Below are 15,706 nucleotides of genomic sequence, written 5' to 3'. Positions count from 1 at the left end.
GGGCCGGGACGGGCTGCGTGGCTACGGGCGCCGCAGGGCGTCGGTGCCGCCGACTCCCGCGGTGAGGGTGCCCACGCCGTCGACGTCGGGAACGGAGGGCTGCTCGGTGCCGTGCCGACCGCCGGCCGCGTCCGGTTCACGCAGGTGTTTGCCCAGCAGCTCGGGGTCGGGAAGCGGCATCGGGTACTCGCCGTCGAAGCAGGCCCGGCACAGCTGCGACTTGGGGATCGTCGTCGCCTCGGTCATGCCGTCGATGGAGATGTAGGCCAGGGAGTCCGCGCCGAGGGACTTGCCGATCTCGTCGACAGTGAGGCCGTTCGCGATCAGCTCGGCACGGGTGGCGAAGTCGATGCCGAAGAAGCACGGCCACTTGATGGGCGGGGAGGAGATCCGCACGTGGACCTCGGCCGCACCGGCCTCGCGCAGCATCCGCACCAGGGCGCGCTGAGTGTTGCCGCGGACGATCGAGTCGTCCACGACCACGAGGCGCTTGCCGCTGATGACCTCCTTCAGCGGGTTGAGCTTCAGACGGATGCCGAGCTGCCGGATCGTCTGGCTCGGCTGGATGAACGTGCGGCCAACGTAACTGTTCTTGACCAGGCCGCTGCCGTACGGGATGCCGCTCGCCTCGGCGTAGCCGATCGCGGCGGGAGTGCCGGACTCCGGTGTCGCTATGACCAGATCGGCGTCGGCGGGTGCCTCGGCCGCGAGCTTGCGGCCCATCTCGACTCGGGAGAGGTAAACGTTCCTCCCGGCGATGTCGGTGTCCGGGCGGGCCAGGTAGACGTATTCGAAGACGCAGCCCTTGGGTTTCGCTTCCGCGAACCGGGTGGAGCGGAGGCCGTCCTCGTCCACGGCGATCATCTCGCCCGGCTCGACCTCCCGGATGAAGCTCGCGCCCACGATGTCCAGCGCCGACGTCTCGCTCGCGACGACCCAGCCGCGCTCCAGCCGCCCGAGGACGAGGGGGCGCACACCCTGCGCGTCGCGGGCCGCGTAGAGCGTGTGCTCGTCCATGAAGACGAAGGAGAAGGCGCCCTTCACCTGGGGCAGCACGACGGGGGCCGCCTGCTCGACGGTGAGCGGGCTGCCGTCCTCGTCGGTCTGCCCGGCGAGGAGGGCGGTCACCAGGTCGGTGTCGTTGGTGGCCGCGACGCGCGTGGCCCGGCCGCTGCTCTCCGTCGACTGCGCGGCCACCAGTTCCGCGAGTTCGGCGGTGTTGACCAGGTTGCCGTTGTGGCCCAGCGCGATCGAACCGTGCCCGGTGGCACGGAAGGTGGGCTGGGCGTTCTCCCACACGGACGCGCCCGTCGTCGAGTAGCGGGCGTGCCCGACCGCGATGTGACCGCGGAGGGAGCCGAGGGAGGTCTCGTCGAAGACCTGGGAGACAAGGCCCATGTCCTTGAAGACCAGGATCTGTGAGCCGTTGCTGACTGCGATGCCCGCGGACTCCTGACCGCGGTGCTGCAGCGCGTACAGACCGAAATACGTGAGCTTCGCGACCTCTTCCCCGGGAGCCCACACACCGAAGACGCCGCAAGCGTCCTGGGGGCCCTTCTCGGAGGGAAGAAGATCGTGACTTAGTCGTCCGTCACCACGTGGCACGGCACCGAGTCTAGGACAGGAGGCGCGTTGCTCCGAATCGGGGACACCTCCGGACCCAGAGGGGGAATCGGGTGACACGGCCACTACCTGTGGTGACGAGGCCGCGGGGCGGGCGGAGGCGGGTCCTCCGCCTTGTTCCGCGAGGTGCGCCGGCCGGATTCGGTACGGCTCTCCGCGCTCAGCCCAGCAGGGGCAACTGGCCGCTGAGGTCGGCCCGTTCGCCGCTCGCGGAGACCACGGCCGCCTTGCGGGCCTCCTCCCAGCCGACCCGTCCGGTGGCGAGTCTGATCCAGGTGAGCGGGTCGGTCTCGACGACATTGGGCGGGGTGCCGCGAGTGTGCCGCGGGCCCTCGACGCACTGGACGACAGCGAACGGCGGCACCCGCACCTCGACCGAGGCCCCGGGCGCCTTCACGGCGAGGGTGTCGGTGAGCAGCCGTACCGTGGCGGCGAGCGCCTGCCGGTCGAAGGTGACGGCGCTCCCGGTGGCACGGGCCAGATCGTCGCTGTGGACGACGAGTTCGACGAGCCTCGTCACGGTGAAGTCGAGCATCCGCATCGCGCCGGCACCGTGCGGGATGAGCAGGTCGTCGCGTACCGCCGACTCCAGCACGGGCTCCAGCTGTGCGACGGCCTCGTCGATGCGGGCGGCGCCGCCGGCGGCCGCGCGGTCGGCCTCCTCGCGGGTCTCCAGGTCCAGTTCGGCGGCGGCGCCGGCGGTGGACAGCGCCCAGGTCGGCAGATCCAGCTCGGGGGCCGCGGCCTGCGACTCCGGCCCGGCGAGGAAGCGGGGCACCGAGTCGATCTGCAGCGCGATGTGGACGAGGAGACGGTGCACGTCCCAGCCGGGCAGACCTGAGGGGCGTGCGCGCTGCTCGTCGGTCAGTGCGTGCGCGGCGGCGGCGACGGCCTCGACCTGGCCGATGAGCGCCTGACGGACACGGGCGGGGTCGTAATTGCGCCTTGCGGGGGCCTTGCTTCGTTTGACGGGCGGCATGGTCAAGAGATTAGGCGCTGGACGGACGGCCGGTGCGCGGAGCGTGCCAGGTCACCCGGGACCCGGCCGGTCGCGGCGGGCGGCGGCTGCGCGCGGCCGGTCCGGGCCGGTTCCGCAGCCGCCGGTTCCCGCTCGCGGCCGGCTCGGCAGGCCCGGTTCCGCTCCGCGCCGGTTCCCGCTCGCGGCCGGCTCGGCAGGCCCGGTTCCGCTCCGCGCCGGTTCCATCGCGGCCGGCTCGGCAGGCCCGGTTCCGCTCCGCGCCGGTTCCCGCTCGCGGCCGGCTCGGCAGGCCCGGTTCCGCTCCGCGCCGGTTCCCTCGCGGCCGGCTCGGTGGCCGACCGGCCCCGCTCACAACCGGTTCCGTGGCCGACCGGCCCAGCTCACAACCGGTTCCGTGGCCGCCGACGCCCACTCGCGGCCGGCTCGGCAGGGCCCCGTTCCCGCTCCCCCGCCGGCTCGGCGTCCACCGGCCCAGGGCTCACGGCTCACAGCCCCGGCTCCCGGCCGGTCACGCGTCCCCGCGGGTCAGGCCGTGCTCTCCCTCGCGACCAGGCGGTGCTCCGCGTACAGCGTCGTGTGCGGCGCCTCCGGGTCCCCGGCGATGCGGGCGAGCAGGGCCTCGACGGCGAGCGCGGCCACCTGGTGCTTGTCCGGTGCCACGGTGCTGAGGGAGGGGACGCTGAACCGGGTCTCCTCGATGTCGTCGAAGCCGATCACCGCGACGTCGTGCGGCACGGTGCGGCCCGCGTCGTACACAGCCCGCACGGCCCCGGAGGCGAGCAGGTCGGAGAAGCAGAAGACGGCGTCCGGCGGCTCCGGGAGGGCGAGCAGTTCGCGCATCGCGGTCATGCCGTCGGTGCGGGTGAAGGCCGGTACGAGCGGCGTCAGTCCGGGATCGTGCGGCAGGCCGGCGGACTCCAGGGCCTTGAGGTAGCCGCGTGCCCGCTGCTGCGAGGTGGTGAAGAGCGGGTCGGCCTGGAAGCCGACGGCCGCGACGCGGCGCCGTCCGCTCGCGATCAGATGGGCGGTGGCCTCCTGCGCGGCGAGGACGTTGTCGATGAGGACGTGGTCCGCGGGCACTTCGTAGTCGCGCTCGCCGAGCAGGACGAGCGGCACGCGGCGCTCGCGGCGGGCGAGGGTGGACTGGTCGAGCCGCTGCGGGGAGAGGAGCACGCCGTCGATGAGCGGGTCGGACAGCCCGCAGGCGACGCGCAGTTCGGCCGAGGGGTCGCCGCCGGTGTCCTCTATGAGGACGGAGACGTCGTGCTCGCGCGCGGCGTCGATGACGGCCTTCGCGAGTTCCGCGAAGTAGGGCTGCACCAGTTCCGGAACGGCGAGGGCGATGACGCCGCTGCGGCCGGTGCGCAGGTGGCGGGCCGAGACGTTGGGGCGGTAGTCGAGCTCCTGGATGGCGCTCAGCACGCGCTGGCGGGTGGGCTCGGCGACTCGGACACTGCCGCGTACGACGTTGGAGACGGTCTTGATGGACACGCCTGCCCGCTCCGCGACGTCCTTGAGTCTCGTCCCGCCCATTGCGCTCCCCTCGTACGGGCTGGTGTGCCCGCCCTTGCTCCCGCCGGCCCCGTATGTCCGGACGGAAAGATCCGTCCGACGTGTTGACGTCAGATTACGCCCTGCGTACAACGTTGGAACAGCGGAATTCCGCTGGGTCCGGCCGGTTGGCCAGGGCTGGTCCCGACGGGCGGTTCCCGGCCGGTCGTCTCCCGCGACTCCCAACGTCGAATGGACGGACGTGGTGCGTGTGCAGGGCAGGAGGAGGTTCCTCGGCACCGTGGGCTCCCTCACGGCCGCCGGGGCGCTCTCGGGGTGCGGCACTCCGGTGGGGCAGGCGTTCACGGGCTCCGCGGGCCCGCCGTCGCTGCTCAACTTCTGGCATCCGTTCACCGGTGGTGACGGCGCCCAGCTGGTGACGATGCAGAGCGGCTACCGCAAGGCCAACCCCGACGTCGACCTCAAGTCGACCACGCTGGTCTGGGGCGCCCCGTACTACACGAAGCTCACCCTGGCGACGCTCGGCGGCCGGCCCCCGCAGGTCGCGATCACCCACGTCTCACGGCTGCCGACGCTCGCCGCGTCCGGGCTGCTGCGGGAGATATCCCGCTCCGAGCTGGAGGAACACGGGCTGCGGCCGGAACGGTTCGCCAAGGCCGCCTTCAAGTCGGCGCACCACGACGGCAAGCTCTACGCGCTGCCGCTGGACACCCACCCCTTCGTGCTCTACTACCGCACCGACGTCGCGAAGAAGGCCGGACTGCTCGACGGCAAGGGCAAGTTGACGGACGTCGACGGGCCCGACAAGTTCCTCGACGCGATGCGGGCCGCCAAGGAGGTCACCGGCGTCTGGGGCGGCTCCATCGCCACCGTCAAGGACCCCGCCACCTGCTGGCGGCTGTTCTGGTCCCTCTATCGGCAGCTCGGCGCGGACCTGATCACCGACGGCGGCCGGAAGGTCGTCATGGACGTGGGTGCGGCCGAGGAGACGCTCGCCTACATCCGGCGCATGTCGGCCGAGAAGCTCATCCCGCCCGGCGCGGACGGCGACGGCGGCGCGATCACACTGCTCACCTCGGGCAAGGCCGGGTTTCTCATGGACGGGGAGTGGCAGCTCCTGGCCGTACAGGGCGCGGTGAAGGACAAGTTCGACATCCGCACCTTCCCTCGGATCTTCCGCGACGCCCCGTACGCGTGCGCCGCCGACTCGCACGCCTTCATCCTTCCGAAGGCGCCGTCCGAGAAGGCCCAACGGACGGACAAGGCACTCGACTTCACTCACTCCATGCTGGAGGCGAGCCTCGACTGGGCCAAGGGCGGCCACATACCGGCCTGGCAGCCGACGGCGGACTCCGGCGCCTACCGAGAGCTGGTGCCGCAGGCGCACTACGCCGACGCGGCGGACGGGGCGGCCTACGACCCGGCCGCCTGGTACTCCGGCGCCGACAGCAACCTCTACCGGCGCTTCGGCGACGTCGTCGCCTCCGTCGTGGGCGGCCACACCCGCCCGGGCCCCGGCGCGGCACGCATGCTGGCGGCCGTGAAGGACCTGGCAGCAACGGAGGCACCCGTATGAGCGCGGGCACGAGCGTGCACCTGGGCGCCGGGGCGGGCGTGCCCACGTCCGGGCGCGGGACCGGGGGCGTCCGGTGGACGGCGTCCGGGATGCTGCTCCCCTTCGGCGTGTTCTACGTCCTGTTCCTCCTGGGCCCGCTCCTCTACACGGCGGTCGCGGGGTTCTTCAACGACAGCCTCGTCAAGGACGGACCCGGGAAGTGGGTCGGGACGGCGAACTACGCGGAGGCCCTCACATCTGCGGAGTTCTGGTCCAGCCTCGGCCACACGCTCTGGTTCACCGTGCTCACGACGGTGCCGCTGATCGTTTTCTCGCTGACGCTGGCCCTCATGACGGACCGGTTCTCACGCGGCAGATGGTTCTTCAGGCTGGCGTTCTTCGCCCCGTTCATGCTGCCCTCCTCGGTGATCGCGCTGCTGTTCATGTGGATCTACGCGGACGAGATCGGGCTGGCGCAGAACGTGGTCACGTGGTTCGGCGTGGAGGCGCCCTCCTGGCTGGGCGACCCGGACTGGGCGATGATCTCGATAGCCGCCGCGACGATCTGGTGGACGATCGGCTTCAACTTCGTCATCTACCTGGCCGCGCTCCAGGAGATCCCGCGGGACGTGCACGAGGCCGCCGCGATCGACGGCGCCGGGCCGTGGCAGCGCATCCGGCTGGTGGTCGTCCCGATGCTGGGACGTGCGACCACGCTCGTCGCGGTGCTCCAACTCGTCGCGTCGCTCAAGGTCTTCGACCAGATCTACATGATGACGAACGGCGGCCCGGACGACGCCACCCGGCCGTCGCTGCTGTACATCTTCCAGACCGGCTTCACCGACGGCCGTGCCGGCTACGCCTCGACGGTCGCGCTGCTGCTGTTCGTCATCATCCTGCTGATCTCGCTCGTCTGGTTCGCGCTGATCCGGCGCACCGAGAAGGAGGTCTGAGCACGATGACGACCCTCACCCCGGCAGCGCCCCGCAGCACGGAAGCGGAACCCTCCGGGACCCGCCGTCGGCGCACCGACTCGGAGCGGCTCTTCAGCCGCGTGACACTGGGCGTGCTGATCGCCCTCGCGCTGCTGTGGCTGGTCCCCATCGCGTGGGCTCTGGCCACGTCCCTGCGGTCGCCCAACGACGTCGCGACGGAGCCGACTTCGTGGCTGTCGGACAACCCGACGCTCTCCTCGTACCAGGAGCTGCTGTCGGCCGGGCGCATCCAGTACTGGTACCTGAACAGCTTCATCACCTCGACGCTGACGACGGTGCTCGCGGTGTGCACCACGTCCCTGGCCGCCTTCGCGCTGTCCCGGCTGAAGTTCCGGTACCGGCGGCCGGTCTTCCTGGTCATCCTCGCCGGCGTCATGATCCCGCCGCAGCTGCTGATGATTCCGCAGTTCCTGACCCTTCAGGCCACGGGGATGCTCAACACGTACTGGGCCGTGATCCTGCCGCAGGTTCCCAACGTCGTCTCCGTCTTCGTCTTCAAGCAGTTCTTCGACGGCATTCCCGTCGAACTGACGGACGCGGCGCGCGCGGACGGCGCGAGCTGGCTGCGGATCTACTGGCAGATCGTGATGCCGCTGGCCCGCCCCGCCATCTCCGCCGTGACAATCTTCGTCTTCGTGTGGTCCTGGAACAACTTCCTCTGGCCGCTGCTGGCCGTCACGGACCCGCAGATGATGACGCTGCCGGTCGGCCTCAACTCCGTACAGGACGCCTTCGGGCTGCCGCAGGCCCAGCTGATGGCCTCGGCGGTGCTCGGTGCCCTGCCGCTGCTGACCGTCTTCCTCTTCTTCCAGCGGCGGATCGTCGAAGGAATCGCGGGCACCGGCCTGAAGTGACAGCGGCACAGCGCCCGTTCATGAGCGAGCCCGGACCAGGAACAGCACCGAGAGAGGCACCCACCGCATGACCGAACAGCCCGCCGGCACCGCCCGCATCACCATCGACCCCGATTTCACCCTCGGAACCGTGGACCCCCGTGTGTACGGGACGTTCGTCGAGCACATGGGCCGCTGCGTCTACACGGGCATCTACGAACCGGAGCACGAGACCGCCGACGAACACGGCTTCCGCGGCGACGTGGCCGGGCTCGTGAGTGAACTCGGCACGGGCCTCGTCCGCTACCCCGGCGGCAACTTCGTCTCCGGCTACCGGTGGGAGGACGGCATCGGCCCGGCCGAGGAGCGTCCGCGCCGCCTCGACCTGGCCTGGAGGAGCCTCGAGTCGAACCAGGTCGGCACCGACGAGTTCCTCGGCTGGACCCGCCGTCAGGGCCTCGAACCGATGATGGCCGTCAACCTCGGCACCCGCGGCATCGACGCGGCCCGCGCCCTCGTCGAGTACTGCAACATCCCCGGCGGCACCGCCTGGTCGGACCTGCGGGTGAAGAACGGCGTACGCGAACCGCACGGCGTGAAGCTGTGGTGCCTGGGCAACGAGATGGACGGCCCCTGGCAGACCGGCCACAAGACGGCCACCGAGTACGGGCGCCTCGCGGCCACAGCCGGCAAGGCGATGCACCAGGTCGACCCGTCCATCGAGCTTGTGGCGTGCGGCAGTTCTAACGCGCGGATGCCCACGTTCGGCGAGTGGGAACGGCAGGTCCTGCACGAGACGTACGACGAGGTCGACTACCTCTCCCTGCACGCCTACTACGAGGAGACCGACGGCGACCGCGCCAGCTTCCTCGCCAGCGGCGCCGAGATGGACGCCTACATCTCCGACATCATCGCCACCGCCGACCACGTGCGTGCGGTGCGGCGCTCGAAGAAGCGGATGATGCTCTCCTTCGACGAGTGGAACGTCTGGTACCAGTCCCGCTTCCCCGGCGAGCGCGCACTGCCGCTGGAGGAGCAGCCGCGGCTCATCGAGGACACGTACAGCGTCACGGACGCGGCCGTCGTCGGCTCGCTGCTGATGACGCTCCTGCGCCATGCCGACCGGGTCCCGGTCGCCTGCCTCGCGCAGCTCGTCAACGTCATCGGGCCGATCCGCAGCGAGCCCGGCGGCCCCAGCTGGCGGCAGACCACCTTCCACCCCTTCGCGCTGACGGCCCGGTACGCCCGGGGCACCGTGCTGCGGACCGAGGTGTCCGGGCCCGTCGTCGAGACGCCGCGGTACGGGGCCGTCTCCGCGATCGACACGGCCGCGACGCTGGACGAGGAGACCGGCGAGCTGACCGTGCTGGCCGTCAACCGCGACCAGGAGCAGCACCTCGGTCTGCGGGCGGCGCTGCGCGGCCTGGGCAAGCAGTACCGCGTCATCGAGCACCTCGTGATCGCCGACGACGACCCGGACGCGGTCAACACGCAGGCCGAACCGGAGCGCGTCACGCCGCGCCCCGTACAGGAGACGGCGGTGAGCGCGGAGGGCCAACTCGAGGCGGTGCTGCCGCCGGTCTCGTGGAGCCTGATCCGGCTCGGGGTCTCAAAGCCCTGAGGCCGCTCGGGCTGAAGTGAAGCAGGGCGCCAACGGCCGTGTTGCGACCGGCCGTTGGCGCCCTGTTTCACATTCTTCCCCGCCGGCGCCCCGGGCGGGACGCCCACTGGGCCTGCCCGGACCTACCCGAACAGAGCCGGCAGCGTGCCCTCGTGCGCTTCGCGCAGCTCACGCAGCGACACGCTGAACTGGCCCTGGACCTCGATCTCTTCTCCGTCCACGACACCGATCCGCGCGGCCGGAAGGCCCCGTGCACCGCACATGTCGTTGAAGCGGACCTCTTCGCTGCGCGGGACCGCGACCAGCGCGCGTCCCTGCGACTCCGAGAAGAGAAAGACGAACGGCGAGATCCCGTCCGGCACGACCACACGCGCACCGTTGCCGCCCTTCAGGCAGGACTCGGTGAGCGCCTGGATCAGGCCGCCGTCGCTCAGGTCGTGCGCGGCGTCGATCATCCCGTCACGGGAGGCGGCGATGAGGATCTCCGCGAGCAGACGCTCCCGTTCCAGGTCGACGGCCGGCGGCAGCCCGCCCAGGTGCCCGTGTGCGACCTGGGACCAGGCGGAGCCGCCGAGTTCCTCGCGCGTCTCACCCAGCAGGTAGAGCAGCTGCCCCTCCTCCGCGAAGGCGATCGGCGTACGGCGGGTCACGTCGTCGATGACGCCGAGAACGCCCACGACCGGCGTCGGGTGGATCGCGGCGTCGCCCGTCTGGTTGTAGAGGGAGACGTTGCCGCCGGTCACCGGAGTGCCCAGCTCGCGGCAGGCGTCGGCGAGCCCGCGGCACGCCTCGGCGAACTGCCACATGGCCGAAGGGTCCTCCGGCGAGCCGAAGTTGAGGCAGTCGGTGACCGCCAGCGGGCGCGCGCCCGTGGCCGCGACGTTGCGGTACGACTCGGCCAGCGCAAGCTGGGCGCCCGCGTACGGGTCGAGCTTGGCGTAGCGGCCGTTGCCGTCGGTGGCGACCGCGACCCCCAGACCCGTGGTGTCGTCGACGCGGATCATGCCTCCGTCCTCCGGCTGCGCCAGGACGGTGTTGCCCAGTACGTAGCGGTCGTACTGGTCCGTGATCCAGGACTTGGCGGCCTGGTTGGGGGAGGAGACCAACGCCAGTGCGGCGGCCCGCAGTTCGTCACCCGTGGCGGGGCGGGGCAGCGCGGCCGCGTCGTCGGCCTGAAGCTGGTCCTGCCAGGGCGGACGCTCGTACGGCCGCTGGTAGACGGGGCCTTCGTGAGCGACGGTGCGCGGCGGCACGTCGACGATCTGCTCGCCGTGCCAGTAGATCTCCAGCCGCTCGCCCGGTGTGACCTCGCCGATGACCGTGGCGATGACGTCCCACTTCTCACAGATCTCCAGGAAGCGGTCCACCTTGTCCGGCTCCACCACCGCACACATCCGCTCCTGCGACTCGCTCATGAGGATCTCCTCGGGGGAGAGCGAGGAGTCGCGCAGCGGGACGGTGTCCAGCTCGACGCGCATGCCGCCGCTGCCGGCGCTGGCCAGCTCGGAGGTGGCGCAGGACAGTCCGGCGCCGCCCAGGTCCTGGATGCCGGCGACCAGGTTCTCCTTGAAGATCTCCAGGGTGCACTCGATGAGCAGCTTCTCCTGGAAGGGGTCGCCGACCTGGACGGCGGGCCGCTTGGCGGGCCCCTCCTCCTCGAAGGTCTCCGAGGCGAGCACCGAGACGCCGCCGATGCCGTCGCCGCCGGTGCGCGCGCCGTAGAGGATGACCTTGTTGCCGGTGCCGGAGGCCTGCGCGAGGTGGATGTCCTCGTGCTTCATCACACCGACGCACAAGGCGTTGACCAGCGGGTTTCCCTGATAGCAGTCGTCGAAGACCACCTCGCCGCCGATGTTGGGCAGCCCCAGGCAGTTTCCGTAGCCGCCGACGCCCGCGACGACACCGGGCAGCACGCGCCTGGTGTCGGGGTGGTCCGCGGCGCCGAAGCGCAGCGGGTCCATCACGGCCACGGGACGGGCGCCCATCGCCAGGATGTCGCGGACGATGCCGCCGATGCCGGTGGCCGCGCCCTGGTAGGGCTCGACGTAGCTGGGGTGGTTGTGCGACTCGACCTTGAAGGTGACGGCGTAGTTCTGGCCGATGTCGACGACGCCGGCGTTCTCGCCGATGCCCACGAGCATCGCGTCACTCTCGGGGGCCTTCTCGCCGAACTGCTTCAGATGCACCTTGCTGCTCTTGTACGAGCAGTGCTCCGACCACATCACCGAGTACATGGCCAGCTCGGCCCCGGTGGGGCGCCGGCCGAGGATCTCGCGGATGCGCTCGTACTCGTCCTGCTTGAGGCCGAGTTCGGCCCACGGCTGCTCGGTGCCGGGGGTGTCCGTGGCGTGCTTGACGGTGTCGAGAGCCGTGCGGTGTGCGGGCTGCGTGGACGGAGTCATGCGGTGACCAGCCTCTTGAGTACCGAGGTGAAGAAGCCCAGCCCGTCGGTCGTCGGCCCGGTGAGGGTCTCGACGGCGTGCTCGGGGTGCGGCATGAGACCGACCACGTTCCCGGCCTCGTTGGAGATGCCCGCGATGTCGCGGCGGGAGCCGTTGGGGTTGCCGTTCAGGTACCGGAAGACGACACGGCCCTCGGCCTCCAGCGCGTCCAGGGTGCGCTCGTCGGCGACGTAGCCGCCCTCGCCGTTCTTCAACGGGACGGTGATCTCCTGGCCTTCGGAGTAGTCCGACGTCCAGGCGGTGTCCGTGCGCTCGACGCGCAGCTTCTGGTCGCGGCAGACGAAGTGCAGATGGTCGTTGCGGGTGAGCGCGCCGGGAAGCAGATGCGACTCGCACAGCACCTGGAACCCGTTGCAGATGCCGAGCACCGGCATGCCGGCGCGTGCCTGCTCCAACAGCGGCTCCATGACGGGCGAGAAGCGGGCGATGGCGCCGCAGCGCAGATAGTCGCCGTAGGAGAAGCCGCCCGGCAGCACGACCGCGTCCACCTGCCGCAGGTCCTTGTCGCGGTGCCACAGTTCGACGGGCTCGCCGCCCGCGAGCCGCACGGCGCGGCGGGCGTCGCTGTCGTCGAGCGACCCGGGGAAGGTGACGACGCCGATGCGTCCGAGGCGCGTATCGGAACCGCCGGTCACGCAGCGGCCCCCTCTTCGACGCGCACCGTGTAGTTCTCGATCACTGTGTTCGCGAGGAACGTCCCCGCCAGTTCGTGGATGCGGGCCAGCGCCTCGTCGGTGACGGGCTCCGCCACCTCCAGTTCGAAGCGCTTGCCCTGGCGTACGCCCTCGATGCCCTCGAAGCCGAGACGCGGCAGTGCTCGCTGCACCGCCTGTCCCTGCGGGTCGAGGATCTCCGGCTTCAGCATGACGTCGACTACGACGCGAGCCACAGGTACTCCCGGTGATGGTGGTTTTGCTGAGCGTTGGTGCGTGCTGCCAGCGAAGCGACGCGCCCGGCCAGCCTACCGGCCACGAAAATCTACGCGCGTGGATATCTTCCTCGGACACTCACCGCACCCGCTTTCCACCGCCGTCCCACGGCACCGGCACCGCCCGGAGCTCTGGGAAAAATGCCGTGAAAAAAGTATGGTCCCGATTGCGGTCTGACACGCGAGTCGAAATACTCTCGCTTCACATTGCAAAGCCCGCAGCTGTACAAAAGAAATGTCCCACCTCAATCATGCGGATCACTCGCACCTCCCCCTGGTCCTCCCACGTCAGCGCGGGAATCCTGTGATCCGATTCGCGAGCCTGATGGAAGGTCCGATATCCGTGGCACAACGTGTAGTGGTCACCCTCTCCGACGATCTTGACGGCGGAGAAGCATCGGAAACGGTCTCCTTCGGACTCGACGGGAAGTCGTACGAGGTGGATCTCAACATCGAGAACGCGAAGAAGCTGCGCGAGGACCTCGCACGCTTCGTCGAAGCCGGCCGCAAGCGGGCCAAGTCCGGCAAGGCCTACCACCGCACTTCCGTCGCCCCCGACCCGCGCGCCGTCCGCGCCTGGGCCGAGTCCAACGGCTTCGAGGTGCCCGCCCGCGGCCGCATCCCGAAGAAGGTCTACGACGCCTTCAACGCCTCCCGTTGACCTCCGCGCCCGGCCCCCGTGGCACGCATGCGGCGCGCGCGGCGCACCCGTACCGCGGGCCGGGCGGCCCGACTTGCCACGGACCCCGGTTGATCCGCTAGAGTCGGGCCCGTCGCCGCGAGGGAAACCTCACGGAGCGCGCGGGTGTAGCTCAGTAGTAGAGCGCCCCCTTTCCAAGGGGGAGGCGCAGTGTGCGATTCCTGTCACCCGCTCTCGTTCTCGCAGGACCGGCATCGGTAACGATCAGGTACAGTGGGGGCGCACCACTCAGCAGGACCTCCCGGGAAGCCGGGAAAGAAAGCAGGGTGGAAGCAGGCGGACGTAGCTCAGTTGGTAGAGCGCAACCTTGCCAAGGTTGAGGTCGCGAGTTCGAGCCTCGTCGTCCGCTCCAGGCTCATCGGGATCTTCCGGTTCCACCGGAACGACGATTCGCGAATGAGAGAGCCCCGGTCTTCGGACCGGGGCTCGTTCCGTTTCCGGAACCGCAATCCGCGGCTCCCCGTATCCGCGGTCCGAAACACCGGTTACCCGCGCACAGTTCCCCGCGCACAGTTCTCCTCCCCGGTCTCCTCCAGCGGCCCTTCCCTCCGGCGCTCGCGTCTGCGTCTGCGGACCGCCTTCCCACGCGTGCGCCCCCACGTGTGCGGACCTCCCTGCCCGCGCATGAGGTTCGTCATACGCACTCGTGACAGCACGCACCAGGTGACCGCCGGTCCCCGCGGAAGACTGAGTACATGGATGCGATCGAGGTCAACGGACTCAAACGGCGATACGCGAAGGGCTTCGAAGCCGTGCGCGGTGTCTCGTTCTCCGTGCGGGAGGGCGAGATCTTCGCGCTGCTGGGCACGAACGGAGCGGGCAAGACCTCCACGGTCGAGCTGCTGGAGGGCCTGGCACGGCCCAGCGGCGGCACCGTGAAGGTGCTCGGCTTCGACCCGTACTCGGAGCGCGCCGCGGTGCGGCCCCGCACCGGCGTGATGCTCCAGGAAGGCGGATTTCCCTCCGAGCTCACGGTCACCGAGACCATACGGATGTGGGCCGGCTGCACCAGCGACGCCCGTCCTATCGGCGAGGTGCTGGCCCAGGTGGGGCTCTCCGACCGGCGCTCGAACGTCCGCGTGAAGCAGCTCTCCGGTGGTGAACGAAGGCGCCTGGACCTGGCGATGGCGCTGGTCGGGCACCCGGAAGTGCTCTTCCTGGACGAGCCGACCACCGGCATGGACCCCGAAGGGCGCCGGGACACCTGGGAGTTGGTGCGTGAGCTGCGCAGGGCCGGCACGACCGTCCTGCTCACCACGCACTACCTGGAGGAGGCCGAAGAGCTGGCCGACCGGCTGGCCATCATGCGAGCGGGCCGGATCGTCACCGCCGGCACCCCCGAACAGGTCGTCGCGGAGCGGCCGTCCAGCATCCGCTTCACGCTGCCGGACGGGCTCTCGCCGCAGCATCTGCCGCCGTCGCTGCCCCCGGCCACGCTGCGGGACCGGCGCGTGGAGATCCGTACGCCGCAGCTCCAGGCGGCGCTGACCGATCTGCTGCTGTGGGCGCGGCAGACGGGAGTCGAACTGCCCGGACTGCACGCCCGCACCGCAACCCTCGAAGAGGTGTTCCTGGAGATCGCGCAACTGCCCGACGAGACGGACGAGGACGGCCAGGCCGCGGAAGGCGGCAAGCACAGCGCCGGTGCGGCAGCCGGCGACATGGAGGTGGAGCGCGTATGAGCAGCACGGACGCCGCCACGGTGAAGGCGCCGGGCGGGATGGACACTTCGGCGGTGTGGCGCCGGCTGCGCGCCCTCGGACGTGCCGAACTGACGCTCCTCATGCGCAACAAGGCCATGCTCTTCGTCGCGCTCGCGACCCCGGCCCTGCTGACGGTCCTGATGCGCCAGACCGCCAGCGGCATGAGCCTCAAGGGCACCGGTCTCTCGATGGGGACGGTGCTGATCCCCGGCTCGATCGGCTACGTGCTGGTCTTCGCCGTCTACGCCAACCTGACCGGCATCTACGTCACGCGACGCGAGGAGTTGGTGCTCAAGCGGCTGCGCACCGGTGAGACGAGCGACGGGGAGATCCTCATGGGCAGCGCCCTGCCGTCGCTCGTGCTCTCGCTCGGGCAGTGTGTACTGCTGCTCGGAGGCGGTGCGGTCCTGCTCGACCTCGCGGCGCCGGAGCGGCCGGAGCTCGTCGCGGCCGGCGTGCTGCTGGGGCTGGTGCTGATGGTGCTGATGGCCGCGGTGTCCGCCGCGTTCACGCGGACCACGGAAGCCTCGCAGATCACCACATTCCCGTTCATGGCGGTCTCCTTCGTGGGGTCCGGGGTCGTGGTCCCTCTGGACGTCATGCCGGACGCGCTCGCCAATGTGTGTTCACTGCTTCCGCTGTCACCGACGATGGAGCTGGTACGCAACGGCTGGGTCGGCACACTGAGCGGCATGGACACGGTGAAGGCGCTGACGGTCCTGGTGGTGTGGATCGTCCTCGGGACCGTGGCCGTGCGGCGCTGGTTCCGCTGGGAGCCGCGACGCTAGAGGGATG

The 15,706-nt window shown here is 70.4% G+C and carries 13 protein-coding genes and 2 tRNA genes; 9 read left to right on the top strand and 6 right to left on the bottom strand.

What is annotated here, in order from left to right:
• Positions 1-21: 21 nt before the first annotated feature.
• The 3 genes from purF to EV375_RS20345 all read right to left on the bottom strand — a co-directional run bounded on the left by purF (position 22) and on the right by EV375_RS20345 (position 4,135).
• Positions 22-1,605 carry an amidophosphoribosyltransferase gene (purF, locus tag EV375_RS20355; RefSeq protein WP_130300704.1) on the bottom strand — a complete coding sequence of 528 codons (1,584 nt, stop codon included), beginning with the start codon at positions 1,603-1,605 and terminating at the stop codon, positions 22-24.
• A gap of 178 nt (positions 1,606-1,783) precedes the next feature.
• A complete protein-coding gene (locus tag EV375_RS20350) occupies positions 1,784-2,602 on the bottom strand; it encodes a maleylpyruvate isomerase family mycothiol-dependent enzyme (protein ID WP_130300703.1) in 819 nt (272 codons plus the stop codon).
• Positions 2,603-3,127: 525 nt separating this feature from the next.
• On the bottom strand, positions 3,128-4,135 hold the full coding sequence (locus EV375_RS20345) for a LacI family DNA-binding transcriptional regulator (RefSeq protein ID WP_130300702.1): 1,008 nt from the start codon (positions 4,133-4,135) through the stop codon (positions 3,128-3,130).
• 259 nt (positions 4,136-4,394) lie between these two features.
• Here EV375_RS20345 and EV375_RS20340 point away from each other — a divergent pair, with 259 nt between their 5' ends.
• The 4 genes from EV375_RS20340 to arfA all read left to right on the top strand — a co-directional run bounded on the left by EV375_RS20340 (position 4,395) and on the right by arfA (position 9,118).
• A complete protein-coding gene (locus tag EV375_RS20340; RefSeq protein WP_165434779.1) occupies positions 4,395-5,690 on the top strand; it encodes an extracellular solute-binding protein in 1,296 nt (431 codons plus the stop codon).
• Entirely contained in the window at positions 5,687-6,622 is a 936-nt protein-coding gene (locus EV375_RS20335) for a carbohydrate ABC transporter permease (RefSeq protein ID WP_130300700.1), read from the top strand. The genes EV375_RS20340 and EV375_RS20335 overlap by 4 nt, the downstream gene beginning before the upstream one ends.
• 5 nt (positions 6,623-6,627) lie before the next feature.
• Complete coding sequence (locus EV375_RS20330) at positions 6,628-7,518, top strand: carbohydrate ABC transporter permease (protein ID WP_130300699.1); 891 nt, start codon at positions 6,628-6,630, stop codon at positions 7,516-7,518.
• A 67-nt stretch (positions 7,519-7,585) separates the two neighbouring features.
• Positions 7,586-9,118, top strand: a complete 1,533-nt coding sequence (gene arfA / locus EV375_RS20325) for an arabinosylfuranosidase ArfA (RefSeq protein ID WP_130300698.1) — start codon at positions 7,586-7,588, stop codon at positions 9,116-9,118.
• 122 nt (positions 9,119-9,240) lie between these two features.
• Here the strand turns inward: arfA and purL are convergent, their stop codons facing one another.
• The 3 genes from purL to purS are packed head-to-tail and all read right to left on the bottom strand — an operon-like array spanning position 9,241 to position 12,469.
• A complete protein-coding gene (gene purL, locus EV375_RS20320; RefSeq protein ID WP_130300697.1) occupies positions 9,241-11,520 on the bottom strand; it encodes a phosphoribosylformylglycinamidine synthase subunit PurL in 2,280 nt (759 codons plus the stop codon).
• Positions 11,517-12,215, bottom strand: coding sequence for a phosphoribosylformylglycinamidine synthase subunit PurQ (gene purQ, locus EV375_RS20315; RefSeq protein WP_130300696.1), 699 nt, complete (start codon positions 12,213-12,215; stop codon positions 11,517-11,519). The genes purL and purQ overlap by 4 nt, the downstream gene beginning before the upstream one ends.
• Positions 12,212-12,469: a phosphoribosylformylglycinamidine synthase subunit PurS gene (gene purS / locus EV375_RS20310; protein WP_028437559.1), complete on the bottom strand. Its 258-nt coding sequence runs from the start codon at positions 12,467-12,469 to the stop codon at positions 12,212-12,214. Before purS ends, purQ begins: the two co-directional genes overlap by 4 nt.
• Positions 12,470-12,851: 382 nt before the next feature.
• On the opposite strand from purS, the gene EV375_RS20305 reads away from it, so the two are divergent.
• The 5 genes from EV375_RS20305 (at position 12,852) to EV375_RS20285 (ending at position 15,699) form a co-directional block, all read left to right on the top strand.
• Positions 12,852-13,169: a histone-like nucleoid-structuring protein Lsr2 gene (locus tag EV375_RS20305; protein ID WP_074466846.1), complete on the top strand. Its 318-nt coding sequence runs from the start codon at positions 12,852-12,854 to the stop codon at positions 13,167-13,169.
• Positions 13,170-13,309: 140 nt separating this feature from the next.
• Positions 13,310-13,381: transfer RNA gene (locus tag EV375_RS20300), tRNA-Gly, on the top strand.
• 103 nt (positions 13,382-13,484) lie between these two features.
• Positions 13,485-13,560: transfer RNA gene (locus EV375_RS20295), tRNA-Gly, on the top strand.
• A gap of 343 nt (positions 13,561-13,903) precedes the next feature.
• On the top strand, positions 13,904-14,890 hold the full coding sequence (locus EV375_RS20290) for an ABC transporter ATP-binding protein (protein WP_130300695.1): 987 nt from the start codon (positions 13,904-13,906) through the stop codon (positions 14,888-14,890).
• Positions 14,887-15,699 (top strand): ABC transporter permease, encoded by an 813-nt coding sequence (locus EV375_RS20285; RefSeq protein WP_486588602.1) that lies wholly within the window; start codon positions 14,887-14,889, stop codon positions 15,697-15,699. Before EV375_RS20290 ends, EV375_RS20285 begins: the two co-directional genes overlap by 4 nt.
• The last annotated feature ends 7 nt before the right edge of the window (positions 15,700-15,706 follow it).

Source organism: Streptomyces sp. CNZ301 (assembly GCF_004217425.1).
This window is presented reverse-complemented; position numbering and strand designations above follow the sequence as displayed.